General features: G+C 70.4%; 21 protein-coding genes. 9 read left to right on the forward strand and 12 right to left on the reverse strand.

Features of this window, described 5'->3' with window-relative positions:
- Nucleotide 1: 1 nt before the first annotated feature.
- Both ACIA1L_RS28230 and ACIA1L_RS28235 read right to left on the reverse strand, forming a co-directional pair.
- Nucleotides 2-5,182, reverse strand: a complete 5,181-nt coding sequence (locus tag ACIA1L_RS28230) for a diguanylate cyclase (protein ID WP_396076013.1) — start codon at nt 5,180-5,182, stop codon at nt 2-4.
- Between the two features lie 154 nt (nt 5,183-5,336).
- Entirely contained in the window at nt 5,337-5,528 is a 192-nt protein-coding gene (locus tag ACIA1L_RS28235; protein WP_396076014.1) for an SIP domain-containing protein, read from the reverse strand.
- A 378-nt stretch (nt 5,529-5,906) separates the two neighbouring features.
- Between ACIA1L_RS28235 and ACIA1L_RS28240 the strand changes: the two genes are divergently transcribed.
- Nucleotides 5,907-6,350, forward strand: a complete 444-nt coding sequence (locus ACIA1L_RS28240) for a hypothetical protein (protein ID WP_396076016.1) — start codon at nt 5,907-5,909, stop codon at nt 6,348-6,350.
- Nucleotides 6,351-6,581: 231 nt separating this feature from the next.
- Nucleotides 6,582-7,694, forward strand: coding sequence for a methyl-accepting chemotaxis protein (locus tag ACIA1L_RS28245; protein ID WP_396076017.1), 1,113 nt, complete (start codon nt 6,582-6,584; stop codon nt 7,692-7,694).
- Nucleotides 7,695-7,697: 3 nt separating this feature from the next.
- On the opposite strand, the gene ACIA1L_RS28250 is transcribed toward ACIA1L_RS28245, so the two are convergent.
- From ACIA1L_RS28250 to ACIA1L_RS28290, 9 genes are all read right to left on the reverse strand, one after another.
- Nucleotides 7,698-9,533 (reverse strand): prolyl oligopeptidase family serine peptidase, encoded by a 1,836-nt coding sequence (locus tag ACIA1L_RS28250; RefSeq protein ID WP_396076018.1) that lies wholly within the window; start codon nt 9,531-9,533, stop codon nt 7,698-7,700.
- Entirely contained in the window at nt 9,530-10,903 is a 1,374-nt protein-coding gene (locus ACIA1L_RS28255) for an NAD(P)/FAD-dependent oxidoreductase (RefSeq protein ID WP_396076019.1), read from the reverse strand. Before ACIA1L_RS28255 ends, ACIA1L_RS28250 begins: the two co-directional genes overlap by 4 nt.
- Nucleotides 10,904-10,922: 19 nt before the next feature.
- Nucleotides 10,923-11,234, reverse strand: a complete 312-nt coding sequence (locus ACIA1L_RS28260) for a PqqD family protein (protein ID WP_396076047.1) — start codon at nt 11,232-11,234, stop codon at nt 10,923-10,925.
- The gene (gene stsB / locus ACIA1L_RS28265; protein WP_396076020.1) at nt 11,221-12,714 is read right to left on the reverse strand and encodes a StsB family radical SAM/SPASM domain sactipeptide maturase; all 1,494 of its coding nucleotides are present in this window, start codon (nt 12,712-12,714) and stop codon (nt 11,221-11,223) included. Before stsB ends, ACIA1L_RS28260 begins: the two co-directional genes overlap by 14 nt.
- Before the next feature lie 111 nt (nt 12,715-12,825).
- Complete coding sequence (locus tag ACIA1L_RS28270) at nt 12,826-13,101, reverse strand: StsA-related sactipeptide RiPP (protein ID WP_396076021.1); 276 nt, start codon at nt 13,099-13,101, stop codon at nt 12,826-12,828.
- 93 nt (nt 13,102-13,194) lie between these two features.
- Nucleotides 13,195-14,607 carry a TfuA-like protein gene (locus ACIA1L_RS28275; RefSeq protein ID WP_396076022.1) on the reverse strand — a complete coding sequence of 471 codons (1,413 nt, stop codon included), beginning with the start codon at nt 14,605-14,607 and terminating at the stop codon, nt 13,195-13,197.
- Nucleotides 14,604-15,758 carry a YcaO-like family protein gene (locus ACIA1L_RS28280; RefSeq protein WP_396076023.1) on the reverse strand — a complete coding sequence of 385 codons (1,155 nt, stop codon included), beginning with the start codon at nt 15,756-15,758 and terminating at the stop codon, nt 14,604-14,606. The genes ACIA1L_RS28275 and ACIA1L_RS28280 overlap by 4 nt, the downstream gene beginning before the upstream one ends.
- A gap of 8 nt (nt 15,759-15,766) precedes the next feature.
- A complete protein-coding gene (locus ACIA1L_RS28285; RefSeq protein ID WP_396076024.1) occupies nt 15,767-16,576 on the reverse strand; it encodes an ABC transporter permease in 810 nt (269 codons plus the stop codon).
- Nucleotides 16,577-16,578: 2 nt separating this feature from the next.
- Entirely contained in the window at nt 16,579-17,550 is a 972-nt protein-coding gene (locus ACIA1L_RS28290; protein ID WP_396076025.1) for an ABC transporter ATP-binding protein, read from the reverse strand.
- A 154-nt stretch (nt 17,551-17,704) separates the two neighbouring features.
- Between ACIA1L_RS28290 and ACIA1L_RS28295 the strand changes: the two genes are divergently transcribed.
- From ACIA1L_RS28295 to ACIA1L_RS28325, 7 genes are all read left to right on the forward strand, one after another.
- On the forward strand, nt 17,705-18,682 hold the full coding sequence (locus ACIA1L_RS28295; RefSeq protein ID WP_396076027.1) for a hypothetical protein: 978 nt from the start codon (nt 17,705-17,707) through the stop codon (nt 18,680-18,682).
- Complete coding sequence (locus ACIA1L_RS28300; RefSeq protein ID WP_396076028.1) at nt 18,663-18,911, forward strand: response regulator transcription factor; 249 nt, start codon at nt 18,663-18,665, stop codon at nt 18,909-18,911. Before ACIA1L_RS28295 ends, ACIA1L_RS28300 begins: the two co-directional genes overlap by 20 nt.
- A gap of 48 nt (nt 18,912-18,959) precedes the next feature.
- Nucleotides 18,960-19,139 carry an aroma-sacti cluster domain-containing protein gene (locus ACIA1L_RS28305; protein ID WP_396076029.1) on the forward strand — a complete coding sequence of 60 codons (180 nt, stop codon included), beginning with the start codon at nt 18,960-18,962 and terminating at the stop codon, nt 19,137-19,139.
- Between the two features lie 94 nt (nt 19,140-19,233).
- Nucleotides 19,234-22,095, forward strand: a complete 2,862-nt coding sequence (locus tag ACIA1L_RS28310; RefSeq protein WP_396076030.1) for an adenylate/guanylate cyclase domain-containing protein — start codon at nt 19,234-19,236, stop codon at nt 22,093-22,095.
- Entirely contained in the window at nt 22,086-22,982 is an 897-nt protein-coding gene (locus ACIA1L_RS28315) for a S8 family serine peptidase (protein ID WP_396076031.1), read from the forward strand. Before ACIA1L_RS28310 ends, ACIA1L_RS28315 begins: the two co-directional genes overlap by 10 nt.
- A complete protein-coding gene (locus ACIA1L_RS28320; protein ID WP_396076032.1) occupies nt 22,954-23,574 on the forward strand; it encodes a GAF domain-containing protein in 621 nt (206 codons plus the stop codon). Before ACIA1L_RS28315 ends, ACIA1L_RS28320 begins: the two co-directional genes overlap by 29 nt.
- Before the next feature lie 117 nt (nt 23,575-23,691).
- Nucleotides 23,692-24,942, forward strand: a complete 1,251-nt coding sequence (locus ACIA1L_RS28325; RefSeq protein WP_396076033.1) for a helix-turn-helix domain-containing protein — start codon at nt 23,692-23,694, stop codon at nt 24,940-24,942.
- A gap of 1 nt (nt 24,943) precedes the next feature.
- Here ACIA1L_RS28325 and ACIA1L_RS28330 read toward each other — a convergent pair whose 3' ends face one another.
- On the reverse strand, nt 24,944-26,344 hold the full coding sequence (locus tag ACIA1L_RS28330) for a radical SAM protein (RefSeq protein ID WP_396076034.1): 1,401 nt from the start codon (nt 26,342-26,344) through the stop codon (nt 24,944-24,946).

A 26,344-nucleotide genomic window follows, 5' to 3' on the forward strand; every position in this document is an offset into this window, starting at 1 on the left:
CTCAGTCCAGGGCGACCTGGTTCCGGCCCCCTTCCTTCGCTCGATAGAGGGCGTGGTCCGCTCGGGCCAGCAGCATGTCCAGGTCGTCGTCGGCCGGATTCAGCCGGGCCATCCCGAGGCTGACGGTCACGGCGACGGGACCGGCCCGGGTGGCGATCGGGTCGGCGGCAACCAGGGCGCGCATGCGCTCAGCCACCAGGTGTTCCTCGCCGCCGCAGTCGGGCAGCACGATCGCGAATTCTTCGCCGCCGTAGCGTCCGAGCACGTCGGACTGGCGGACGCTGACACCGACCCGGCGGGCCACCTCCCGGATGACATCGTCCCCGGCGCCGTGGCCGTACGTGTCGTTGACCTTCTTGAAGTGGTCGATGTCCAGCATGATCGCGGCGAGCTTGCGGTCGCCGCGGCGGGCGACGTTGACCAAGGTGTCGGCGAGGTCGTGGAAGTGGCGGCGGTTCGTCACGCCGGTCAGCCCGTCCGTGGTGGCGAGTTCCTGCACCCGGCTGAACAGTTCGGCGTTGTCGTAGGCGCTGGCACCCTGGCTTGCCAGGGCGGCCGCGACCTCCCGACCGGGTGCATCCAGGTCGGCCCCGGGGAGGAAGACCACGGCGACCAGCCGATCCCGCGCCATGATCGGTACGGTCAGCGCCGGCGCATCCGCGGCCAGCGGCCCGGTCAGCTCGGCCGGAGCCGGCGCGTTCTCCGGTCGACCCGTGGCTAGCTGCGCCGCGAAGTCCGTGGCGGAGGCCAGGTCGAGCTCGGTGCCGAGCAACCCAGCGTCGACTGCGCCCCGGGTGGCAATGACGGTCAGGAGGCTGTCCTCAGCGCGCATCAGGCAGCCGCCGACCGCGGCGGACCACTCGACGAGGGTGGCGAACAGTCGGTCCAGGACCTCGCGCGGGTCGTGCAGCGCGCCCAACTCCGCGAGGCTGGTGCGGAGGAGCTCGGCGACCTCCTGCTGGCGACGCGCAGTCCGCACGTCGGCATCGAGCTGGGCGGCGCGGGCCGTTTCGAGGGCGACCGCGACGTGGCTGACAATCGCGGTGAGCACGTCCGCGTCGGCTTCGGTGAAGATGCCCCGAGCCAGCCGGCTGTCGAGGTACACCACGCCGGTGAGCCGGCCGCCCTGCAACACCGGGGCGACGATGATGCTGCGCAGGCCGTGCGCCACCACACTGCGCGAGCCCAGCGCCGCGCCGTGCTCGGTGCCGGTGACCACCACGGCCTGACCCGACTCGCGTACCCGTTCCAGCAGGGTGGATCCATAGTCGGTGACCGTTTGGAGGTCCGTGCCGGCGGCGTCGCGGCCGGCGAACCGCCGGAGGGTGCCATCGTCCTCGCACACGAACAGCAGCGCCCGCTCGGCGCCCAGGATGCGGAGCGTTTCGTCGAGCGCTACCCGGGCCAGGTCCGTCGGGTCGAGGACGGTGGCCGCCGCGACGCTGATCTGTTGCAGCGCTTCCAGCCTGCGGTTGCGGTGCGGGTCGACGGTGGCGGAGTGGGCGTACGAGTGGCGCCCGGCCTGGGGCGTGGTGTTCACCCCGAACTCCGCGCGTACCTGCCGGGCTCGGTGGTCCCAGCCTTGCGTCTCGGCGAGCTGGTGTGCCTGCTGAGCCTGCCGTTCCGCGGCTCCGTGCTGGCCGAGTTGGCGCAGGGCGCGGGCGCGGATCCGGGCCGCGTCGAACTCCAGCAGGGGTGCGTCGAGCGCCCAGGTGTGGCGTTCGGTGCGGGTCACCGCGGTCAGCGCCGCGGCCGGCTTGCCGGACTGTTCCAGCAGCGCCGCGCCTGTCAGCCCGTGGATAGCTTTGGACAACGGCGTGACCGCGACCCGACCGAGGTCCCGGATCGCCCGCTTCGCGGCCGCGAGCCGGGCTGGGCGGTCATCCGGGGCGGCGAACCGGCACTGGGTCAGCCGGCCGACCGCGGCCAGGACGTAGAACCAACGGTGGATGACGGACATCTCGGCCCGGCCCAGCCGCAGCGCCTCGAACTCGGCGATCGCCGCCTCGAACGGCGCACCGAACTCACCCTCTTCGACGACGACGCACAGCTGGGCTACCGCGATGTTGCCCCGCTCGCCGGGGGTAGCGTCCGGCGGCACAGCCGCGCGGACGGCGCTCAGCGCGCGGGCAGCCTCGGCCGGCCGACCCTGCATCGCGGGGCCCAGCACGCCAAGCAGCGAAAAGTAGTCGGCCGCGAGCCGGGTGGTGCCCGGTGGTAGCAGCGACAGACCCCGCTCATGTGCGGCCCGGGACTGCTCCACGTGGCCGCAGAGCAGCTTGCGGATGCCAAGGAAGCTGTAGCTGAACAAAAACTGGGGCGGGTCGAGCCAGCGGGCGTCGCGGTGGATCGCCCGCTCCCATTCCGTGCCGTCGTCGGCGCCGGTGACGAACCTGTTCATGCCCACCAGCCAGCGCACGAACGCGGTCAGCGCCGGATCGCCGAGCTGTTCGGCGGTCGCCACACCCCGGGCCAGGCAGCGGCCGGCCGGCCGGTGCAACTTCGCCAATCCGAGGACGTAGCCGAGCAGGGCGTACACCCGGGCGTAGGCGTGGCTCGGTCCCAGGCGATTGACCGGGTACAGCGCTCGGAGCAGGAACAGGATTGCCAGCACGACCTGCTGGACGGTCGCCGCGCCGTAGCCAGCGCCGTAGAGCAGCATCGCCCGGCGTTCCAGGTCGGCGCGGTGTTCGCCGGCTGCCGTTCCGGCGCCGAGACCGGTGCGGCGGACCGCTGCGCCGGCTATGGCGCTGCCGAGAGCGGTCGTCAACCGGGCCAGAGCGTTGCGGGGTACCGGGTGGCCCAGTTCGGCGAGGGCACAGGTGGTTGCTGCCACCGCGGCAGCGCCGGCGAAGGCATCATGCTCCACTTCGGCGAGGGTGCTCCACAGCCGGGACCGTTGCGCCGGGTCCGTTTCGGCGTCGAGCGTCGTCCGCAGCAGTTCGCGCGCCGACTCGAAGCGAGCTGTCCGCAGGTAGGCCAAGGCCAGGGCGTGCGCGACCTCGGTCGGCAGCGGCCGTTCGCGCTGCGTGGCCGTGTCTCGGGCGCGTTCCAGGTGGGTGACCGCGTCGCTTGGTGCCCGATCGGCCAGCGCCTGGTGACCGGCGGCGACCGCGCTGCGGTAGCGGGCCTCCGCATCGGTGGCCGCCCCGCCGTGCGCGTAGTGATATGCCACGGCGTAAATGTGCGCGGCGTCCGGCGTGGCGGGTGCCAACTGTTCCAGGCTCGTGGCGAGGCGGTGGTGCAGCTGGGCCGCCTGTGCCGGGTCCAAGTCGGCCAGCAGCGCCTCGGTCACCGCGGGATGGACGAACGCGTAGCGTCCATCAGCCCCGCCCTCGACCAGTCCGCCGGCGATGGCGGCGCCCACCGCCTCCGCGACGAGGTCGGCCGGCAGGTCGCTGACGTGCTCCACCACGTCGAAGCGGAACCGGACGCCGACCGCCGCCGCGACCCGCAGGACGGCGCGGTGTGCCTGGTCGACCTCGGCCAGCCGGGCTACGACCAGGTCCTGACCAGTTCCGGCGGGCAGCTCGTGCAGGCGCTCGGCGTCGAAGACCCAGGCACCCCAGTGCGGGGTCAGCAGGCCGTGGTCCGCCAGGGTTCGCACGTACTCCACTGCCGCCAGCGGCAGCCCTCCGCTGCGGGCTGTCACATGGGCGACCAATTCCGCGGGTACGGCGGCGCCGGGCAGCCGGGTCTGCAGCAGGGCGGCCACCTCGGGTTCGGCGAGTGGTGCCAGCCGTACGGTGGTGTCCCACGCCGGTCCGCAGGTGGCCCGTATGGTCGCAAGGTCGTCGTCGGTGGGAGCGGTCAGCACGACCAGCAGGGGCACCTGCGCGAGGTCGGCGGCGAGGGTGGTCAGCACGCGCTGGGCGGCCGGGTCGAGCCAGTGCGCGTCGTCAAGCACCAGCACCGCGCCGCCGTGTTCGCGGGACAGCTCGGCCAGGAAGGTGGCAAGCGCGGCGGCCAGCCGCTCGTCGCGCCCGTCCGAGGGCTCGTCCGGCAGGTCGGCGAGCAGGTCGGCGAGGGCCGGAGACATCGTGCGCACCAGCGCAGCGCCAGCCTTCTCGGCAGCACGGCGAAGCTGGGCGTGGGCTGTGTCGCGCTGCTCGGGGGCAAGCCGGTCCAGCTGGCGCAGGTGATCCTCGACGGCTGCCCGCAGTGCCGCGATCGGTGCCTCCACGTCGGGCAGGCATCGCGCGTGCAGGGTCAGTCCCGCATGGTCGGTGAGCTGCGCGGCTAGAGCGCTCCGGCCGGAGCCGGCCGGCCCGTACACGACCGCGACACCTCCGGTGCCGGATTGTGCGGTGGTCCGGCGGGCGGTCAAGACAGCCTGTTCGCCTTCGCGTCCGACCAGGGCGGGCGACGCCGGCGCGGTGGCTTTGTCGCCCGCCGCGCGTTGCAGCGCCGCGAGGACCGCTGACGCGTCGGGATAGCGGTCATCGGGGTCTTTCGCCAACAGCCGCGCCACGATCTCCGCGAACTCGGCGTCGATCTCCGGTCGGAGCGCGTGGACATCTGGTGCGGGCGCGACGGTGTGCAGACGCAGGAGTTCACCGACGCTGGACGCGGTGAACGGCGGTTTCCCGATGAGGCATTCGAACAGCACCACGCCGAGGGAATACAGGTCGGAGCGGCCGTCCACTGGGCGTTTGAGCATGCCGGTCTGCTCGGGAGCGGTGTAGCTGAAGGTGCCGACGGCGGTGTGCTCGGCGTCGGTGTGGTTGTCGCGGGCGGCCAGCCCGAAGTCGATCAGGACCGCCGGTCCGGCGCTGGGCACGATGATGTTGTGGGGCTTGATATCCCGGTGCACCAGCCCGGTGCGGTGGGCCGCGCTCAGCGCTCCGGCAAGCTCCATACCGAGCCGGCCGGTCCGGGCCTGCGACAGCGGTCCGTCGGCGAGCAGTTCGGCCAGCGGGCGGCCGTCGATGAGCTCGGTGACGAGAGCGGCGCGGCCCTCGTACAGGCCGGCGGCGCGGGCGCGGACCACGCCGGGATGGTCGACGCAGGCCAGGAGGGCCGCCTCCCGCTGGAACGTCAGCAGGGCGGCTGTCTCGTCCGCGGCGTCCCGCAGTTGTTTGACGGCGTACCGGTGGTTGCCTCGGCGCGCGGTCTGCACCACGGTGTGCGCGCCGTGGCCGAGCAGACCCTCCGTCACCAAGCCGGTCAGATCGCCTGTCACACGACACCTCGCGTCCTCGCCGAGTCCCCTTTCATGATCGGCGGTACTGCCGCACGACTGAGCGCTGCTGTCCGTTATGAGCGAATTGCGGGTGACTTGGCCCTGTTCAGCGCGGCCGGTCCGCCAATAGCCGGTGGACGCGACGGCCCGCCGATCAAGGCCGAGTTCGGGCGTCCTGAGGAGCCTCCAGGATCGCCTCGCCGCGAGCGGTGGGCGGAAGCCCCGCCAGGATCGAGGCGATGGCGGACACCGCTGTCTCGTCACCGGCCGGCAGCAGCGCCTCGTGCTGCGGCGGGTGCAACGTGACGCCGCCGTGGTCACCGCCGAAGCGGGCATTCGGCCCCATCAGCCGCAACGGGTACCAGTCCGGGCCGTCAGGGAGATCGTCGTAGCCGCCGACCGGAGCCGGAAAGAAAGCCCAACCTGTTCAGCTGGGGAACCGGGGGGCGGTTCCGCCGCCCGCAGGTCGGGATGAGAATGGGCACAATCGCCAAACTGCATTTGCTGAAAATGGGTCCACAGGCCCATGACAATGAATAGATATTCAGCTAGCGGGACACCTGAATAATGGCACTCTGCTGTCGAGTTGGAGGTCAAATACGTCCTATCACATTCGATAGTCATCGACATATCGCAGGGCCTTATTCCATTCTCCGAAAAGCATGGTTAGCTGCTCTCCGGGTCACGAGCCCATTCACCGAAGAATGCCCAACAAGGGAGAACCATGCGTTCCACCATGAAGGTCGCCCTGGCCGCACTGGTCGCCACCGCCGGCCTCGCGGCTGCTGCTACGCCGGTCGCCGCGGCCACCACCGCGCCCGCGCCGCGGGGCGGCTACATCGCCACCGTCCAGATGCCGACCACCGTCGCGGGCGAAAAGTCCAACAGCTTCCGCGTGCAGCTGGTGGACCGCGAAGACATTCAGGCCGCGTTCGCGGTTCTGCGCGGCGAGAGCAACGCCCACGTCAACGGCAAGATCGTGTGGTCGAAGTGGGACAAGAACTCCCCCTGGGGCTGGCACCTGGACCCCAATGACGTGACCATCGCCGACCGGAGCATGGAGCTGTGCGATGGCCGGCCGGCCTACCTCGAGGCGGGCTGGTGGAACTCCGAGCGGTTCTGCCCCTGGAAGGGCAAGGTCGTGAAGATGGAGCGGGTCCGCAGCTGACCTCGGCACCCTGACGACCGGGCGGACCGGCCCAGACCGGGTCGGTCCGCCCGGCGCGGACGGAGGATCTGCGTATTCGACGGTGAGCCGGGCTCCCATCCCCGACACTGGGATGCATCGAGCATCCGTCGTCGAGATCGACACCGGGGCCCGCGGCTCAGGCAGCAGCCTTGCCACCGCCGCCGGGTCCTTCCCCCAGAAGGGCAGCGTGGAGCAGATGAGCAAACCCGGATGGAACGCGGCGACGAAGCGGAGCCCGCTGTCATGTGGCTGACGCGTTCCCGCAACCCGCTCGTCGAACCCGACACCGTTACGGCGACACCCGACACCGCCCTCCTCGATGACATTCAGGCCGCCCGCGCCGCGTTGGACTGCGTGCAGGCGAACATCTTCATCGCCGATCCCCAGCTCAATCTGATCTACATGAATCCCAAGGCCGCGCAGACGATGCAGCTGGTGGGGCCCGAGGTGCAGGAGATCTTCGGGGTGAGCAGCGGCCAGCTGCTGGGCGGAAGCATCCACCGGTTCCACAAGGATCCCAGCCGCGTGGAGAAGATCCTGCAAGATCCGTCGCGGCTGCCGCACCATGCGGAATTCAGCTTCGGCAAGGTCACCCTCGACACGCGGATCAACGGCATCACCAAGCCCGACGGCACGCTGATCGGCTACGTCGTCTCCTGGGAAGAGGTCTCGCAGAAGAAAGCCTCTGAGGAACGCGCCGCGGCCCTCGCCGCCCGGCTCAGCGAGACGCAAGAGGTCAGTCACCGGATCACCGCGGTCGCCAGCGCCACCGAACAGATGATCGCCAGCGTGAACGAGATCGCCCGCAATGCCGCCGAGGCGAGCAACACCGTCGCGACTGCCGTCAGCGCCGTCGATACCGCCACGGAAACCATGAGCAAGCTCAGCGCCGCGTCCCAGCAGATCACCGAGATCGTCCGGACGATCACCGCGGTGGCCGAGCAGACCAACCTTCTCGCCCTGAACGCCACCATCGAAGCAGCTCGCGCCGGGGAGCTCGGTAAGGGCTTCGCCGTCGTCGCCGGTGAGGTCAAAGAACTGTCCCGGCAGACCAAGGACGCCACCGAGAACGTCAACACCCAGATCATGGCGGTGCAGCAGCTCAGCGAGTCCACGGCGGGCGCCATCAACGACATTGCGAATGTCATCGCCCAGATCAACCAGAATCAGTCGTCCATCGCTGCCGCCGTCGAGCAGCAGACCGCCACGACCAATGAGATCGGCACCAATCTCGCCGACGCCGCCAGCCGCGCGGAAGATATCGCCAGCTTCGTCGCCAGCAGCACCCACGCGAAGCCGGGCCGGCACGCATCCCCGGAATAACGCTCAGAAAGCAATTGTCTCGGCGGCACTCTTGACCGGGAGATGTTCGGCAAGGAACCGCACCACCGCGGCGTAGTAGGCGTCGCGGTTGGCAGGTCTCGTGAGCGTGTGTCCCTCATCGGGGAAGAGCAGATATTCGTGCGGCAAACCCTTGTCACGCAGTGCGGCCACCACCCGTTCGGCTTCGGCGACGGGTACGCGGACATCCTTCGCACCCTGCACCACCAGAAGAGGAATGCGCACGTCCTCGATGCGGGACAACGGCGACCGCGACCACAGCAGGTCGGCTTCCGTTTCGGGGTCTCCCACCTGTGCATGCAGGAAGGACGCCAGCGGACTGCGGTACGGCGCACCGGTGGCGAGCATCGTCAGCAGGTTGGCCGGCCCGCAGAGGTCGATCGCGCAGGCAAACATCTCGGGGGTGAAGGTCGCGCCGACCAAGGCGGCGTACCCGCCGTACGAGCAGCCCATGATGGCGACCTGGTCGGGGTCGATGCCACCGCCGGCGGCGAGCTGGTCGAGGGCGTCGAGCAGGTCGGTGTGCATGGCGGCGCCCCACTGTTTGGCGCCCAGGTTGCGGAACTGCTTGCCGTACCCGGTTGAGCCGCGGAAGTTGACCTGCACGCACGCGTACCCGCGGCTGGACAGCAGGTGGGCTTCCTCGTCGAAGGCGAAGGTGTGGCGCGACCACGGGCCGCCGTGCACGTTGAGGACGGCGGGTAGACGGTCGCGCGGCACACCGGGCGGCCAGGTGACGTAGCCGTGCACGGTGACGCCGTCGCGGGCGGTGAACGCGAACGGTTCCATCGGAGACAGCCGGTACTGCTCGAGCTCGGGCTGGTGGTTGAAGAGAAAGCGCAAGCTGCCGTCAGCCCAGCAGTAGTACAGCACCGGGCCGGCGCCGGTGACGGCGGAGACGATCCAGCGGGGACCGGCGCGGTCGATGAAGACCTCCGCGTCGATGCCGTCCCGGGTCAGCTCGGCGCGGATCCGGCCGAGATCCTGCGCGTAGTGCGGGTCGAGGAACACTCGCTCGTCGCGATCCTTGCCGAAGACCACTGCTGCCGGTTCCCGGGTGTCGGGGTCGAACTCCACCCGCTTGACGTCGTAGGTGGGGTCCTCGGCGAGCAGGCGCCGATCGCCGGTCGCGCAGTCCACCTCGAACAGCCGAGACGCGTTGGCATCGATCGAGGACAGCAGATAGCAGTGCGTGCCGTCCCGGCGGAAGCCGACCACCCGAGTGCCCATGACATCTTCGTAGGGCACATCGAGCCACGGCTCGCCGTCCAGATGGATCGTCATGCCGCCGTCGGGACGCAGGGCCGCTCCGCCGCGGACGGTGAGGTCGTGGTCGATGATCCAGCTGACGTACCCGGGATTGTCGGCGACCTTGTGCAGCTCACCGGTGGGCACGTCCAGCCGGTAGACGTCGTGCAGCTGCGGTCGTTCGTGGTTGAGGCCGAGCAGGATCGTCGTGGGATGCCAACGGTTGTGCGCGAGGATGCGGGCCTGCACCCCGTCGAAGGGCGTGGCGCACCGCTCCTCCCCCGTACCGATGTCGACGAGGTGCAGCCGCCAGTTCTCGTCGCCGTCCGCGTCGCGGAGGCAGAAAAGCGTGCGGTCGTCGTGGCACAGCCCGTACGTGCGGATGCCGCGCCCCCGCTCGTGGGTGACGGGTCGCGCCTGGTCGAGCTGATCCAGCGGCGCCGCCCACACGTTCAGGACGCCCTCGTCGGGGGCGAGATAGAACAGCCGGGTGCCGTCCGGCGAGAGCTGCGGCGACAGGTAGGCCGGGTTGCCGAAGAGGACCGACAGCGGGACGGCGGTCTCGGTGGTCATGTCGTACTCCCTGCTAGCGTGCGTCGCCAGGCGGCCAGGTGTGGGTATTGCGCGACAGCGGCGTGCTCGTCGAGCGGACGCCCATCGGCGGGTGCGGGTGCAGGCACCACCGCCCCGGCCGGCACCGGGGCAATCAGGGTCTGAGCCCGAAACATCGCCTCGGCCCACTGCGGGCTGGACACCGTCGTCCGCGCCAGCCGGTCGCGAACCAACTGCTCGAAAGCCGCGGGTACGCCCGCAGCACCGCCCCGCGGCCGGTCCTGTTCGGTGGCCGTGGTCCAGGGCCCGTCGGCCTCGGCCGCCATGGCGTGCTGAGCGGCGGACAGTTCCGCCGGTCCGGCACCGCCGCGGGTGAGTTCACGGTCGAGCCGGAGGGCGCTCAGCGCGGCCACCGACATGCCGTGCGAATAGAACGGGTTCAGGGCAACCAACGCGTCGCCGACGACGAGGAACCCGTCGGGACGTGGCGAGCGTTCGAAGAACCGCCGGCGGTTGCTGGTCGCATGGTACGGACGGACGTCTCCCAGCGGCTCGCCGGCGGCCATCAGCTCGGCCACGATCGGCGAACGCAGCGCGCCGGCGGCAGCGGCGAACCCTTGTTCATCGGCTGGTGGGCGGTCGCCGCGGGTGCCGGTCAGGGTGACCACGAACCGGTTGTCCTCGATGGGAAACAGGGTGGCGCCGTACCCCGGCCGGTCCGGTCCGGGCTGCGGATGCACCATGATTGCCGGCAGGTTGGCGCCGAGGCCGGCGGGCGCCCGGTAGAAGCGGGTGGCGTAGGCCAGGCCGGGATCGACGACCTCCTCCGGCACCGGCGGGCAGCCGAGCCCGGCCAGCCAGCGCGGGGCCCGCGAACGCCGGCCGGTGGCATCCACCACCAGGTCGGCGGCGATCGTTGCGACTCGACCGTCGCCGGCGTCCACCAGCACGCCGGTGACGTGGGTGGCGTCGCCGGTCAGCGCGCGTACCCGGATGTTCTCCCGGACGGCGACGGTCCCACCGGCCAACACCCGCTTCCGCAGCACGTGGTCCGTCAGCCAGCGGGAGCTGGAAATCAGGTACGCATCGGTCTCGTGCCGGGGAAACCAACCCTGAGCACTGAGGATCAGGGCGTCGCCAGAGAGTCCTCGCTGGTGCGCTCCTGCTTCGGCCAAAGCGGCGAGTGTCCCCGGCAGCAGGGTCTCCAGTGCCACCGCACCGCCCGTCACCAGCACGTGGCTGTGGTGGGCCTGCGGCACACCGGCGCGCACGTCGGGGCCGGTGGGATACCGGCCGGCCTCCAACACGGTGACGTGGGGCACGTGTCGCGCGAGCACGCCGGCCATGAGCATGCCCGCGAACCCACCACCGAGGACTACCGCCGACCTCATCGCGCGGCGGCCCTCCCCCTCATACGGCGACGCCCTCAGCGAGGGGCACGCCCGCACGGTCCGCGTCGTCCTCGATGAACAGCCCCGCCTCGACCATGCCGTTGATGAAGCGGTCGACCTCGATGCGGATCCGGCCGGTCAGCGCCACGTTGCCCGAGCCGTAGAGCAGGCCGAGCTGAGTGCGTACCGATTCGCGGTCGGGGTTGCCGTCGACGAGCAGCCAGATCTTGGCCGCGGTCTCGTTCAGCGTCCGGAATTTGCCGGATTCGGTGTGGTAGATCGAAATGCTGTCGTTGGTTTCCTGCCAGACGACCGACTCACTGATGTGCACCGACAACGTTCTGCCTCCTCGACACGGGCATGATGGGGATGAGCACGCCGGGCTTGATGACCGGCTTGGGCTCGGGCTTCCAGGTCTCCCACTGGTTGAAGACGCGGTGCACCTCGTCGGTGGCAACCATCCGAGGGACCGTGATCACCTGGTCCTGGGCGGCGATCTGCGGTCGGGTCAGGCCCGCCTCGCGCCACAGCTGGGTGACGACGCCGTGGCGCAGAATCCGACACATGTGGCGGCTGTTGCGGGTCAGATCGTTCGACTCCGACATGTGCGCCGCACGGCAGCCACCGCCGCAGTTGGCCTTGATGTAGCACTGCTCGCAGTCCGCGTGATAGTCGCCGCCGAAGACGGTGCTGCGCCGCATCGCGCCCAGCACCGGGCCGTTGAAGATCTCGGCGAGCGACGTGCTGCGGACGTTTCCCGCGTACGCCTCACGCCCGGTGATCAGCTTGCACGGGTAGACGTCACCCAACGAGTTGATGTAGATCTCGTTGCCGCCCATGCCGCAGTTGCCCTTGACCGAGCAGGGGCTCGCCGGGCGCGGGCCGTCCGACTGCAGGGTGCCGGCGATCGGCGAGGTCCAGACGATCTGCTGCACGCGCAAATGGTCCAGCCAACCGAAGTCGTACTCGTCGTCAACGCCGCGACCGAGGTCGTTGTGGTTCATCAGGCGCACGCTGTGCACCGTGATGCCGGAGATGAAACCGGCGAAGTTTTCCAGGTCGTCGACGTTGTCCGAGGTGACGATGTGGTTGATGGCCGGTGCCACACCCGCGTCGTTGAGCAGCTGCAACGCCTTGTAGGTCTTGTCGAACGCGCCGGCGCCGCGGGTGCGGTCGTGCGTCTCGGCGGTGCCACCGTCCATGCTGACCGTGACCGCATTGAACAGCTCCGCGAACCGCCGGGCCTGCTCGGGCTTGCGAATCATCGTGGCGTTCGTGATCACGTTGGACTTGAGCCCGCGGCTGTTGGCGTGCTCGACCAGCGTGAAAAGGTCCTTACGCAACATCGGCTCACCGCCGGTGAACACGATGAAATGGGCGCCGAGGTCCGCAATTTGGTCGATGAGTGCCATCGACTCCGCGGTGTTCAACTCCCCCGGCAGACATTTCTCAGACGAGGCGTAACAGTACGGGCAGCGCAGATTGCAACCGTCAGTGACCGCGTAATACGCGTAATTCAGCGGCGGTTCACTGACCTGCACCTTGGGTTTGTTGCCGTTGTAGTAGACCACCCAATTCAGAATCAACTTGGCGAGCACGCGTTCGCTGAAAGCCGTTTCTTCGAAGGGCACCACCTGACCGTCCACCGAGGCGCCGGCCAGCGCCTGCAGCACGCGAAATTCCTCGCGCTTCAGCAGGCAGCGGGCACCCGCCTCCGGATTGACGACCAAGTGGTCATCGTTGTGCACGAAGTAGGTCAGGTCCTTCGGCAACTCGAAGAGACCGCGGTTTCGGACGAGTGTCCCCCGCATCGGTGCCCCCTTTCAATGTCGTTCGTGGTCACAGGCGCGGCCCTACCGGCCTGTCATGGTCTGGCTGTTCATTACCGGCTGTCGGGCCGCGCCTGCGCGTCAGATCAGCCCTTACTCGGCCATGTTCTGGGCCTGGCCGGAGCCCGACCAGAGGCCACAGGCGCACAGCATCGCGGCGTCGAAGCCGTGCTGGGTCGCCTCCGGCGTGGCCCAGTCAGCCGAGTGGGCCTCCACGTCCGGCAGGACCGCCGCGAGGCGGTTCTTCGCGGAGATCAGGACCTCGGTCTCCTGCTGGGTCAGGCTGCCGTAGAACTCCTCGAGCTCGGGCGTCATCGTGCCGCCGAGAATGCCGGCGTCGCGCAGGGCCGTTGCGGAGTTGAAAGACATGTCTACTCCCTTTGTTGTGGTTTTCGGTTGCGCATTTATTGTGACGCTTTCTCGGCCGCCGGAAAACCCCACAAACGTGGGTTCGTCGCGATTTCAAACCGCGATCTCAGTCGACCGCGAACGACGCACGTCAAAGGCAAAGAATGGTCGCACCGCGGCACCCAATTGTTCCGCATCGGTAAAGCCACGCCGCGCCATAGCGATCGCTGGCGACACGTGCGGTTCGCGCCAATGCCGCAGAAACATGGACGCGCACAGGGCGGGCGGTGGCACCACGATCCGCTGCGGCGACTCCTCGCCGGCGCGTTCGACGATGTCGCTCCACCGGGACCAGTCGGCCGAACTGCGCAACCGGTCCAGCACCGCAGGCCGCCAATCGGCCGAATGCCACACCGGCCAGACCCGGACCATGATCGTCAGCAACCGTTGCTCCGGCAGCAGACCGGCGCATTCGGCATCGGTCAGCCAGGCCGCGAGCGCGTCGGGCAATCGGTCCCGCCCGTCGATGCCCAGCTTCGCGCGGGCGTACTCCGCCACGGTCAGGCCCTGCGGTGCGGCAAGCTCCGCCAGCAGCCCGGTCAACACTTGTTCGTGCAGCGCTGGATAGGAATCGTCGAACAAGCGGGCCGCGTCCAGCACATCGAAGTCCGACATGGTGCGTCCGGGCGCGTACTCGCGGCGGGTCCGGCGCGCCGCCACCTGGTCCCGGCTGATCCCGGTGAAGACCATCGGCACCGGCGGGGTCGCCGGCAGGTCACCAGCGGCCACCGCAGCCAGCGCCGCGCAGGCATCGGCCTGCTTGGCGTTGCCGACACCAGCGTCGATCAACTCCCGCAGGAGGTCCGCGGCGGCCGCGTCCCCGACGGCTCTATCCGCGGCGGCGGTTCCTGCGGCGAGTGCAGGAGCCTCGGCGGTTCCTGCGGCGAGTGCAGGAGCCGCGGCGGTTCCTGCGGCGAGTGCGGCCGCATCGAACGCACCGCGGGTGATGTCTGCCCAGGTGCGGTGGGTGAACGGCAGCGCCTTTGCGGCGGCCACCAGCCGGTTCACCGAGCCGGCCGACACAGTGCCGGCTTCCAGCGCCAGGCGGCCGGCGTAGCGCAGGTTCACCAAGGCGACCGTGAAGGCTGGAAAGCCCCGATCCGCCGGCCCGTGCAGCACACCGACCTCGTCGTCGCCGTCGATCTCGCCCGACGCGTACATGGCGTAGACCGCTCCGACGCCGCACATGCCGTACGCCGACAGCTCCGCGGCCCGCAGCGCGCCCATGCTGCCCGCACCAACCACCCGGACACCCGCATGCAACAGCCACAGAATCTCCTTGTGGCCCACCGACCGGCGTTCGCGGAAGTAGCCGTCGATAATCACCGCCACGTCGCCGGCCCGCCAATCCTCGGCGAGGAGGTCACCACGGCCGGCAGGCGGACGGATCTGTGCGCCGGGCAGCACCTCGCGCACCCGGTCCGCGGTCAGCGTGGGGCCGGTGTAGACCACCGTCTTGGTGTTCACAGCACCTCCAGGCTGACGCGACTGCCCGGGGCCAGGACTTTGACGACCGACACGCCGATTTCAGCGCGGCTCAGGTCGGCGACCAGCGGTGCGTGCCCGTACGCCGTCGTGGCAAGGCGCACCACATAGGCGAGGTCAGCGAGGAGACTGTCGTGGTCGGGTTGCTCACCGACGAGGGCGGCAGCGTCGGCCATCGGGTCCACCGGTTCCGGCCGCCGGGGCGCACCGCCGCCCACGTCGGCACGCAGGTCGTCCCGAGCCCCGGCGATGTACGCCAGCCGGGTCTGGGTCGCCTCGGTGATCGCCCGGGACAGGGCGGTGGCCGCGTCCAGGTGGCAGCCGAAGCCGTACATCGCCTCCGGATAGTCGTCGCAGGCCACCCAGGCCAGGAAGCATGGCAGCCCGGTCGGTGAGGACAGCAGGCGAGTTTCGAGGACCACCCCGGCGCGCGCGATCGTCGTACACAGGTCGTCGACGATGGCAGACCGCAGCGTATGCGGGTCCACGCGGATTCCCCGGCCGCGGGTGGCCGCGGCGATCGCGTCGCGTTCGATGACCTCGTAGAGACCGTGCAGGCTGGCCTCGACCACCGTGTTGCCGCTGGCGAGACCGTTGGAGGAGGCGAGGAAGGCCGGCGCCCGCCAGTCGGTGGGACGCTCCAGGGACAGGCGCACCGAGTCCCGCGGCACCAGCGTTTCGCCGCCATCGGCCAGCGACCGGGCCGGCAGCCAGTCGAGCGGCAGCCGGTCATGCAGCAGGTGGGGTGCGGTAAGCGGCAGCGCGGTCAGGTCATAGGGCAGGTCGAGCTCGCGCGGTGGGGCGGTGACCGTCGCGGGCAATGGCTGCTCGACATGCCAGGTCTCGATCGACTCCAGCATGGCCGACAGCATCGCCAACTCGGGCGTGACGCCTTTGCCCTGCGAAACGGCCAGGGTTCGCGACAACGGCCGGATGGCCTGGTACGTCGGAATGCCGATGACGTCCAGTCGGGTGATGTCAGCGACCCGGGTGATGCCCACCAGGCCCGCGGCACGGCGGGCGGTTTCGAGGGTCGCAGCCGGCGCCTGCGCCCGGGCGGTGCCGGGCAGCCGAACCTTGACCCGGTCGGCATCGGTTGCCGCCCAGGCGAGAGTCGCGTCGATGGTTTGCATCGCGCTCCTCAGAGGCTCTGCGCACGGCGCAGCAGGCCCCGGGCGGCGACAACGTTGGCGGCCACGGCAACGGCGGCCAGCACGGCGATGCTCGGCCAGGCGGTCCCGAAGCCGAAGACGGCGGCGTCGCGCATGCCGGTCACCGCGTACGTCACGGGGTTGACCACCGAGATCCACTGCAGCACCGTGGGCAGCTGCTGTGCCGTCGAGAGGGACGGCGCGCTGAACACCAGCACCGGCACCGACACGCTGGTGAGCACCATGAACGTCTGATAGTCGCGGATCAGTACGGCCGCGGCGAGATACAGGCCGTTGAAGGCGATGGACGCCAGCACCAGCGTCGCCAGCAGACTCAGCCAGTGCTCCGGTGCGAGCGGGTAGCGGAACAGCAGCACTGCGCCCACCAGCGCGAGCAAGCTCTGGGCCAGCACCAGCGAGACCCCGGCGAGCAGTTTGCCGGCAAGGAAGCGGGACCGGCGCAGCGGCCAGGACCACAGCTGGGTGGCGACGCCGCTCATCTCCTCCTGGAACAGCGCCATGCCGCTGGTGCCCGAGGCGCTGACCACTGACATCGCCAGCACCATGGGCAGGAGGAACACCTCGAACGGCAGGCGCGTGCCGCGGTAGGTGATGTCGCCGACCACGTTGCCGAGGGAGGTGTTCACCAGCAGCAGGTACACCAGCATCGGGGTGAGGCCGAGGATGAGGTTGACCCGGTTGCGGGCCAGCAGGGCGAACTCGCGGTAGAAGACCGCCGCAAGGTCGGCCGACCGGCGGGTCGGCGTGGGTGGGGTGTGGTCGAAGGACAGCGCGGTCACGGTCAGGCCCTACTTCCGGTCGTGGTGGTCGAGCTGTCGGTCCTGGTGGTCATCCGGAGGAAGACCTGCTCGAGCGAGTCGGTGACGGTCGAGATGCCGGAGATCGCCACGTCGGCGTCCTGGCAGGCCCGGCTGAGCGGCGGCAGGATGTCGCGGGCGACAGCGCCCTCGATCCGGACGTCGGCGCCGGTCGCGGTGGCGGTGAAGCCGGCGGTCTCCGCCCACTCGACCACCACCTTGGCCGCGACGTCGTCGTCCACGGTCACCACCAGGTGGGCGCTGCCGAATTCGCGGACCAGTTCGCGCGGCGGGGCGAAGCGCATCACCCGCCCCTTGTCGATGACCAGGATGCGTTGGCAGTTGCGTTCCAGCTCGTCGATGTGGTGGCTGGTCCAGAGCACGGTCACCCCGTGGTCGTCGCGCAGCCAGCGCACGAACCGTTCGACGTCGCGCCGCCCGGCCACGTCCAGGCCGGCCGACGGCTCGTCGAGGATCAGCAGGCGTGGGATGGTCAGGAGCGCCCGGATCAGTTGCAGCCGCTGCCGCTGTCCACCGGAGAGCTGGAAGACCAGGCGGGGCAGTGCGGCGGTCAGCCCCAGATAGTCGGCGAACTCGAGCGCCCAAGGCCGGGCGGCCCGCCACGTCACGCCGCGGAAACGCGCCGCGATCTGCAGGTTGTCCTGCACGGACAGCATCTCGTCGAACGATCCCGACTGGTGCATGGCGCCGATGCCGTTCTTCGCGGCCACCGGCTCGTGCACCGGATCGGCTCCGAACACTCGGATCTGCCCGCTGGTCGGCGCGGTCACCCCGCACATCATCTTGATCAGCGACGTCTTGCCGGCGCCGTTGGGACCCAGCAGGCCGATCGTTTCTCCTTCGTCGAAGGCGAACGACATGCCGTCCACTGCCGGAACCGCACTGCGCCGATATCGCTTGGTCAGGTCCATCGCCGTCACGATGCTGTCCGACATAGCCGCTCCTCGTCGTCTGCGCCGGCCGTCAGCTCGGCCGCGGTTGCGACCGTACGGTCGCGGGAAGGGGTGTGTCGGCGTCTCGCCGGCAAGCTGCCGCCAAGCTGCCGCCTAGCTGCCATTCGCGACCGGTTGCGGCACATAGCCTTCGCTCATGCCCATATCGGACCGTGCCGCGCCGCGCCCTGCCGTGGTGTTGGTGGACGGTGCCGGCGGCCGGGAGCTGGCAGTGGTGCGGGACCTCATGGGGTCACTGCAGATGCCGGTGCTCCTGTTGACGGACACCGACTTCGGCGCCGCCCGCGTGTCCTTCGACCTCAGCAGGCGAGCGCTCATCGTCGGCGAACGCCGGGTACGCCCAGCGGTGGTCTGGACCCGGCACGCCGGAGCCGCCACCATCGCGGCCCGGGCGTCAGGCCGCCGCAGCGGCGTCGAGGCGGCGTCCTGGGCCGGGCTGGTCCACCAGCTCACCGCGTCGGCCGATCACCGGCTGCCGGGCCGGGCACCGGTGGGTACGGTCCAGTTGCTCGACGCGCGCCGTCTGGGCGTACGGACGCCGCGCACCATCGTCACCACCGACGTAGCGGGCGCGGCCCGGCTGCTCGGGAGCCGCCGCATCGTCGTCAAGACCCCCGACTTCCGCATCAGCGAACCTGATCGCCGGAAGTGGCCGGCTCACCTCCCCGCGATCGTCGACCGCAACGACCTGTCCGGCGGGGATACCGAGGGGCCGCGGGTGGTCCAGGAGTACGTGCCACACGCCCGTGAGTTGCGCGTCTATCACCTCAACGGCGGGATCTGCGCGTTCGAGGTGCACAAGCACGAACCCGCCACCGTCTGGACCGACCCGGGCGCCGTCGAGGTGTCTCAGGTCCGCTGTCCCGCGGCGGTGGCAGCGGTGGTACGCACGTTGTCCGTGGCCTGGGGCCTGCGTTACGGCGCTTTCGATCTCCTCCTGACGCACGGCGGCGAACCCGTCTTCCTCGAGGTCAACACCGACGGCGACTGGCTGTGGTACGAGCGTCGCGCCGGCTGGCACGGTGTCTCGTTCATGGCTGCGGTGATGGTGCGCGAGCTGTTCACCCACGGCCCGTCGAAAGGAGTACGTCGCAGTGAACTCATTGCCGGATGACCGGATCTCCGTCCGGGAGATGCGCCTGCTGACCATGATCGCGCGGGGGCACACGACCGACCGTGCAGCCCGCGAGCTGCGCCTGAGTCGACACACCGTGGGCGAAGAAATCAGTGCCCTGCTCGCCCGGTTCGGCTGCCGCAACCGCGCCGAGTTGGTCGCCTTCTGTTACGTCCACCGCCTGCTGCCGATCGGCATCTGGCCGCCGCCGTACGCCGACGCGGCGTGACGACTGCCTCAGCGCAGTTCCCTTTGGAATCGAAGACAGGTGAAGTCCATGCACGATCCCCTCGAAGCCCTGCGCGATGCGGGCTGCCCGGTGGACCTGCTCAGCACCGAGCAGCGGTCCGTGCTCGCCGCCCTGACCGAACACGAGACGACCGTCCTCGTCTCCGTTCAGGAGCGGCTGGCGGCGGCCGAGGCCGAAGTCGTGGGTCACGACCTCAAGATGCTGTAGCCGGTTGTCGGCACGCCGGCGGCGCATCCCGCGTCGCCGGCGTGCGCACCAGGAAAGGAAGAGCCATGCCGAGCTGCACGGATGGGGATCGCAGGTGAGCCGCAGGCTGGTAGTCGTGCTTTTCCTCGACCTGGTGGGCTGGACCCGCCTCGCCGAGCAGGTCGACCCTGAGCCGCTGCAACTGATGTTGGAGCAGTACTACGAGATCTGTTCGGTCGCGGTCGAGGAGCACGGCGGCGTGGTCGAGAAGTTCATCGGTGATGCGGTCATGGCGGTGTTCGGTGCTGTGCGTTCGCGGGAGGATGACGCGCTCCGGGCGCTGCGGGCGGCGATCCGGATCCGCGCCGACCTGGCAACTATGTCCGGCCCGCGGGGCGCCGAGCCGCCTCGAGTTCACTGTGGAGTGGCAGCCGGCGAGGCGTTGGTCACGCAGTCGCCGCGGGCGGGCCTGCGGGTCGTTGGCGACGTGGTCAATCTCGCCGCTCGGCTGCAGTCGGCGGCCGCCGCGGACGAGATCGTCGTCAACGAGACGGTGGCACACCTGGCCCGGCGGCATTTCACCCTGACGGCCCCGGTGCCGCTGGCGCTGAAGGGAAAAGCCCTTCCGGTTCCGGTGTTTCGAGTGCAGGGTCCGGCTCCCGACGGTGGGCACGCCGACGAGTCGCCGATGGTGGACCGCATGGCTGAGCGTGCCCGGCTGCATGCCGCGTACGCCCGGGTGGTGGCCGGCGGGCCGGCCGAGGCGATCGCCGTCGTGGGCCCCGGCGGCATCGGGAAGAGCCGCCTGATTCGGGAGGCGGTGAAGGAGTTCGCCGGGTGCGGCCCGGCGCCGATCGTGGTGACCGGGGACTGCCCGTCCTATGGACCGGCCGACACCTATCTGCCGCTCGCTCGGGTGCTCGACGCGCTCGTCGCACACACGCCGGCGGCGGTCCGCACCGACGCGCGGGTGGCTCAGGTGCTCGGCGAGCTGCGGACGGCTGCGCCAGCGGTGGAGGAGATCCAGTGGGCCGCCCGTCGGGTGTTCGCCGCCGCGCCGGCGCCGCTGGTCGTGGTCTGGGACGGCCTGGAGGCGGCGGGCCGGTCGCTGCTGCGGCTGGTCGCGGCGCTCGTCGCCGACCTCCGCCACCTGCCGTTGGTCACGATCTGCGCGGGCCGACCCGAATGGGCTGACGCTGCCTGGCCGCCGGCGATGTGCGACGACGTGATCGAACTCAGCGCCCTCGATCCGGCCGACAGTGCCGCCCTGACGGCACTGCTGTGCGCGGGGAGTGCCGACGTTCTGGCACACGCGGTCGGCTCACTCGAGCGCGTGGTGTCGCACAGCGCGGGCAATCCGCTTTTCATCCACCTCATGGTCGAGTCCGCCTTACCGGACCAGGCGGCCACCGCGGTGCCGGCAACGATCACCGCGATGGTGGGCGCCATGCTGGACCGGCTGCCGCCGGCGGCCCTGCGCCTGCTCAGCGCCGCCTCGGTCATCGGGACGACGTTCACCGCTGGCGATCTCCTGTTGCTGGGCGAGCCAGCGCCGGGCCCGGCCCTCGATGCGCTGGTGGTCCGCCAACTCATCCGGCCGGCGGCCCGAGCCGGCGAGTACGCGTTCGTGCAACAGCCGGTGCACGAGACTGCGTACGGCCGGCTGGACAAGGAGTGCCGGTTGCGCTGGCATCGGGCGCTGGCGGACAGGCTGGTCAGCCCCGCGTTCCATCTTGGTGCCGTGGTGCGTCTGCTCGGCGATCTGCGTCCCCAGGACGGCGAGCTTCCCCGGCTGCAGCGGCGGGCGGCAGCGGCGGCTTTACAGGAGGGTACGTCGGCCCTGCGACAGCGCGACATTCCCGCGGCCGTGGACCTGCTCGAGCGAGCCCTGGCCGGCGGATCCGACGGTACGGACGCCGCCGCGGCGCTGCGCCTCAGCGATGCGCTGGTGCTGGACGGCGCGACCGCGCGGGCGCGCGAGGTGGTGGCCGAGGCGGGACAGCGCACCAGGCACCCGCGGACTCGACGGGCGTGCCTGATGCAGGAGCGGCTGCTCGCCGTACGCCTGGGCGATGCTGGCGCCGAGACGGTGCCGGACGACCTGGCTGCTGATCTGTCGGACTATCTGACGTGGTGCCGTTTCGAGCAGGTGCGGGTCCTGATGAACCTGCGGCGCGGTCGGTTCGGCGCGGCGGAGCGTGCCGCCCGGGCAGCTCTCGCTCACGCCCGGCTGGCGCATGACAGCTACGAGGAGGATCGCCTGCTCGTGGCGCTTTGCGAGGTGCGGCAGTGGGCACCCACTCCCCTGCTCGACCAGCTTGCCGGCTGCACAGAGCTCGCGGAACGCTTCGCCGGCGATCGGGTGCTGCTCGTGCCGGTGTTAGCGGCGCAGGCCCGCTGTCTCGCCCTCCTCGGGGACACCCCGGCCGCCCACCGCGCGTTGACCGCGGCGGGCACGGCGGTCGACGAGTTGCGCCTCACCATCGGCGGCGTGCTGGTGGACCAGGCGCGCGGGTTGGCGTACGCACTGGAAGGCGAGCACGTGGCGGCCGAGCAGTGCTATCGGCGAGCGGCTGATGGCGCCGCCCGCGCGGGACATGCGCCTACCGCTCTCACCCTGCAGGTGCAGGCCGCCCGTGAGCGGCTGCACCATGATCCGGCCGTGGCGGAGGAGGTGTTCAGCCTGGCGGGCCGCAGCGCGGACATGGACATTCGAGGTCGACTGCTGAGCCTGTCGGCAGCCGTCGTGCTGGCCGCGGCGGGGGGCGTCCACGACGCCCGCATCGACGACGTGCGGCTCCTGCTGAGCGGCACCGATGACCCTTGCCTGCGCGCGGAAGTCCATTTCGACCTGGCCCATACCTACCGGGCGCTCGGTGAAAGCGCCCGGGCACAGGAGTCGGCCGAGGCGGCGATCCGCTGTGCCGCGCTGATCGGCGCGGCCCAGCCGGAAAGGGTGGTACGGGCATGGAGGTGACGGTGCCGCCGTGGCGGCGCGAGCGGCCCCGTCAGCGCTCCGGAATGCCGGCCTGGGGAATGGCCGCGGGCGGTCAGGATCCGGTGCCAGCAGACCTCTTCGCGGGCATCGGGCCACAGTGGGCGTGGGGCGGCGCGGACGGTGCTGGTGTTCGGGTCTGTGTGCTCGACAGCGGCGTCGACGCGGACCATCCGCTGGTGGGTCCGGTGGAGCACTCGTGGGATGTGGTGGCCGAGGAGGGCCGGGCGCCCCGGGTGCGGGAATGCGCGCCTTACGACGCGGCTGGGCACGGCACCGCGTGCGCCGGGATCATCCGTGCGGTGGCACCGAAGGTTTCCCTCAGCTCGATCCGGGTGCTCGGCGACGGCCGATCCGGAACGGCTGCAGCGCTGTTGGCCGGGCTGGCGCATGCGGTCGACGCGGGCTTCGACGTGATCAACATGAGTCTGTCCACGGCGCGGCCCGAGTTTCGGTCGCGGCTGGCGGAGCTGTGCGATCGTGCCTACTTCCGCCGGTGCCTGCTGGTGGTGGCTGCCCACAACCTGCCGATCGAGAGCTTCCCGTGGAGCTTCGCCTCGGTCGTCTCGGTGGCGAGCCACGCCGAGCCGGATCCGCTGCGGTTCTACTACAACACCACCCCGCCGGTGGAGTTCTGCGCCCGCGGCGTACGGGTGCCGGTGGCGAGTCCGGGCGGCGGCACGATGCGCAGCACGGGCAACAGCTTCGCGGCGCCGCACATCGCCGGCATCGCCGCCTTGGTGTTGAGCAAGCATCCGTGGCTCACCCCGTTCCAACTGAAGAGCGTTCTGTATCACTGCGCGGCGAACGTCTCGCCGCAGAGCGACCAGGGAGGCACCCATGTCCCAACTCCTGAGCGGCACCTCTGAGCAGCACCTGCTGCAGTCCGTGGTGGCCGTGGCCCGCCACGTGTACGCGGCCGCCGCCTCGTCGATCTTCATGGTGGGCCCGGACACCGGCGAGCTGATCTTCGCCGCCGTGGCGGGCGCCGGTGAGCAGAACCTGGTGGGCCGACGCTTCCCCGCGGGTACGGGCATCGCCGGCTGGGTGGCGATGAGCGGCCAGACTCTGATCGTCGACCACGTGGCCGAGACCGACCATTTCGCCCGGGACGCCGCGGGTTCCACCGGCTATCTGCCGTCCAGCATCATGGCGGCGCCCCTGATCGCGGGCGACGCCTGCATCGGCGTGCTGGAGGTGTTGGACCCGCACACCACCGAGACCGGGCGGGAACTGGACGATCTCGAACTGCTGGATCTGCTGGCGACGCAGGCCGCGGTGAGCCTGGCTCTGGTGCGGCACCGCGACCGGCGTACCGACACGGTGGAGTGGGGTGGTCTGCTGGCTCGGCTCTCCGACCTATCGACGGCGCGGACGCCCGATCCGCTGGCGGTGGAGTTGCTCGGCATCTGTCTGCACCTGCTGCAACGGGCTACGGCGGAGTCTTCGCTGGTGCGCTGATCCGCACCTGCTTGACACAGAAGTGCGACGTCCAACAAAATTCAGACGTCCACTTCAAGCTCGGCGTCCGGATCGGGGTTCGATGCACTCCTGTTGTCGATGTTCCGGAGGCCTCGGATGATCCCGGCCGTCGCCGCGACGGCGCCGGTCGCGCACGCGAGCACCACCACCAGCAGCGACGCCGAGTCCGGGTTCCCCGACCTGCTGCGGCGCCATCGCCTGCGGGCCGGGCTGACCCAGCGCGCACTCTCCGACCTCTCCACCGTGAGTCCCCGCACCATCCGAGATCTGGAGTCCGGTCGCGCCAACGCCCGCTCGCTGACGCTCCGGCTGCTCGCCGACGGCCTGCGGCTCGACGGCACGGCCCGAGACACTTTCGTCCGGGCCGGGCATCACCGCCGCAGCGCCGTCCGACTCGAGGCGGTCCCCGACGAGCCCCGGCCGGCATCGGTCGACGCGGTCCTCGGCCGCGACGCCGAGATCTGCGCCGTCATCGACCTCCTCACCTCCGGCCGCCGCCGCATGGTGTCGCTGTCCGGGCTGCCGGGAGTGGGTAAGACCCGAGTCGCGGCCGAGGTGGCCGCCCGGCTCCGCGAACGCCATCAGTGGGCAGTGCTGTGGGAGGACACCACTCTGCGCGCCTTCGGACTGCCCGCCACGGCCCGGATCCGCCAGACGGCCGGACGGGCTCCCACCCTGCTGGTGCTCGACGGCGCCGCCTACGACGACTGTGGGCCCGCGGTGATCGGCCTGCTCGCCGCCTGCCCCGAGCTGCGCGTCATCACCACCTCGCATCAGCCCTGGCAACTCGCGGGCATCCAGACGACCGTGCTGGCGCCGCTGCCCACCCCCGCACCCGCGAGCGACCCGACAGAACTCATCGAGCTCGCTTCCGTGCGACTGTTGGCCGATCGGCTCACCGAGATTCGCGCGGGATACACACTCACCGCAGCCGACGCCGCCGCCACTGCCGAACTGTGCCGCCGCCTGGATGGACTGCCGCTTGCGCTGGAGGCGGTAGCCGGCCGGGCGCGAGTCCTCAGTGTCCGCCAGCTCGCCCAGCTATCCGTGTGGGACCTGCTGGGGCTCACCGTTCCGGCCCGCCGCGGCGCCGGACAGACACTCGGTGGACTCCTCCGGGCCTGCTGCGCGACGCTCACCGCCGGGCAGGCAGAACTGTTGCACACGCTGGCCCGCGACGATCGCGCCTGGACCGTGGCGCAGGCCGCCGCCGCCCTGCCGGCTCCCTGGGAAACGGTGATCGACGACCTGGGCGTGCTCGTCGGGCGCGGCCTGGTGTGCAGCTTGCCCGACGAAACGCTACGGGTGCCCCATCTCGTCCGCGCCGTCGTGCATCCGGCCGCGTGAGTTACACCCGCGTGTACCCGGCGTCCAAGGCGTACAGGTCCAACCGCTCCCGGACGTTGTCGCGCATCGGCGGACAAGGCGGTCGGTCCTCACGCCACAGCTTCGGGCAGGCACCGCCGCAGAGTGGCAAGATCGCACACGACCGGCACGGCGTCTGGCCGGCCTCCACCGTGTCGTACCAGTCGTCGAAGGCGCCAGCCGGCCGCAGGTCCGCCACACCGAGTTCGGCGATCCCGCCAAGCCCGGAACCTGCCGCCGAAGGCACCAGCGGCTGCTCGGTGCAGCTGAAAAGCTGGCCGTCGGGCGCGACCACCTCGCTGTGCCGGGTCGCCGCGACGCAGACCACATCGATCGGCGCGGCCGGCAGCAACGCCGACCGCAAACCATGCCGACGGTACGCCCGCAGCCACGCCATCTCGGTCGCGGCCATCTCCCGCCGTGCCAGGGCTACGTCAGTGACGTCGTTGCCCCAGGAATGCACGGGAGCCGGATAGCAGTGCACCCGGTCGTGCGCCAGGCCCGCTTCGGCCAACGCCGCCGAGAAAGTCTCCGCCAACCCGGCGTTGTGCACGCCGACATTCGTCCGGACAACGAATTGCAGACCGTCCAATCCGGGGTCCCGCAGCGCTGCCGCGACAACCGCGGTGATGCGGTCGAAGGAGCCGCCGCCGCCCTTGAGCGGACGGCTCACATCGTGCACCTGCGCCGGCCCGTCCAGAGTGATCTCCATCGTGCTGACCCGCGCCCGGTGCAACGCGTGCAGCTTGCGGGCGTCCAGCAAGGCGCCGTTGGTGACCACCTTGGCGGCGTACCGCACACCGGCGTCGGCAGCACTGGCGATGAAACGCTCGGACAGGTCACGCAGGACCGCGAAAGCCATCAACGGCTCGCCGCCGAACCACCGTACCGTCAGCGCGTCGTAACGCCCGGAGCGGGCGGCGCGGTCGAACCGCGCGGCGATAGCCTCGCGATGGGTGCCGCCCACGGTGATCCGTTCATGACGCTGCCCGCAGTACCCGCAACCCATGTTGCAGTACGCGCTGGGCATGACGACAAAGGCCCGAGTCCGCACGTCGCGGGCTGCCGCCCGGCTCGCTGCGATGATCGCGGCCGACTCGTCGGCATCTTCGTCCACCAGCAGTCCCGCGGCTCGAAGCACACTGTCCTGACTGTCCGCCTCCGGCGACACCTCATTCCCCGCGACAGGGCCAGCGGGCTTATCGCGTTCGGCCAGCCCGCCCAGCCCGGCTGGCGGCTCGCCAGCGAGGCGGCCGGCGAGTTGGGGGTCGGCCAGGAACACCCGTGCCGTCGCGGCGTGCAGGACGGGCCGGACGACGCGGCCGGACGGATGCCGGAATTCCGAGTCGCTGACGATGGCATACCTGCTGGGCCGCGACGGCAT

This window comes from Actinoplanes sp. NPDC051859, assembly GCF_044452725.1.
GTDB lineage: Bacteria > Actinomycetota > Actinomycetes > Mycobacteriales > Micromonosporaceae > Actinoplanes.

Excerpts from the sequence above, each read along its gene's own strand:
- ACIA1L_RS28235 (WP_396076014.1), bottom strand. The coding sequence starts at position 5,528 with ATGGGGCCGAATGCCCGCTTCGGCGGTGACCACGGCGGCGTCACGTTG.
- ACIA1L_RS28240 (WP_396076016.1), top strand. The coding sequence starts at position 5,907 with ATGCGTTCCACCATGAAGGTCGCCCTGGCCGCACTGGTCGCCACCGCC.
- ACIA1L_RS28245 (WP_396076017.1), top strand. The coding sequence starts at position 6,582 with ATGGAACGCGGCGACGAAGCGGAGCCCGCTGTCATGTGGCTGACGCGT.
- ACIA1L_RS28250 (WP_396076018.1), bottom strand. The coding sequence starts at position 9,533 with ATGACCACCGAGACCGCCGTCCCGCTGTCGGTCCTCTTCGGCAACCCG.
- ACIA1L_RS28255 (WP_396076019.1), bottom strand. The coding sequence starts at position 10,903 with ATGAGGTCGGCGGTAGTCCTCGGTGGTGGGTTCGCGGGCATGCTCATG.
- stsB (WP_396076020.1), bottom strand. The coding sequence starts at position 12,714 with ATGCGGGGGACACTCGTCCGAAACCGCGGTCTCTTCGAGTTGCCGAAG.
- ACIA1L_RS28270 (WP_396076021.1), bottom strand. The coding sequence starts at position 13,101 with ATGTCTTTCAACTCCGCAACGGCCCTGCGCGACGCCGGCATTCTCGGC.
- ACIA1L_RS28280 (WP_396076023.1), bottom strand. The coding sequence starts at position 15,758 with ATGCAAACCATCGACGCGACTCTCGCCTGGGCGGCAACCGATGCCGAC.
- ACIA1L_RS28290 (WP_396076025.1), bottom strand. The coding sequence starts at position 17,550 with ATGTCGGACAGCATCGTGACGGCGATGGACCTGACCAAGCGATATCGG.
- ACIA1L_RS28295 (WP_396076027.1), top strand. The coding sequence starts at position 17,705 with ATGCCCATATCGGACCGTGCCGCGCCGCGCCCTGCCGTGGTGTTGGTG.
- ACIA1L_RS28305 (WP_396076029.1), top strand. The coding sequence starts at position 18,960 with ATGCACGATCCCCTCGAAGCCCTGCGCGATGCGGGCTGCCCGGTGGAC.
- ACIA1L_RS28315 (WP_396076031.1), top strand. The coding sequence starts at position 22,086 with ATGGAGGTGACGGTGCCGCCGTGGCGGCGCGAGCGGCCCCGTCAGCGC.
- ACIA1L_RS28320 (WP_396076032.1), top strand. The coding sequence starts at position 22,954 with ATGTCCCAACTCCTGAGCGGCACCTCTGAGCAGCACCTGCTGCAGTCC.
- ACIA1L_RS28325 (WP_396076033.1), top strand. The coding sequence starts at position 23,692 with ATGATCCCGGCCGTCGCCGCGACGGCGCCGGTCGCGCACGCGAGCACC.
- ACIA1L_RS28330 (WP_396076034.1), bottom strand. The coding sequence starts at position 26,344 with ATGCCGTCGCGGCCCAGCAGGTATGCCATCGTCAGCGACTCGGAATTC.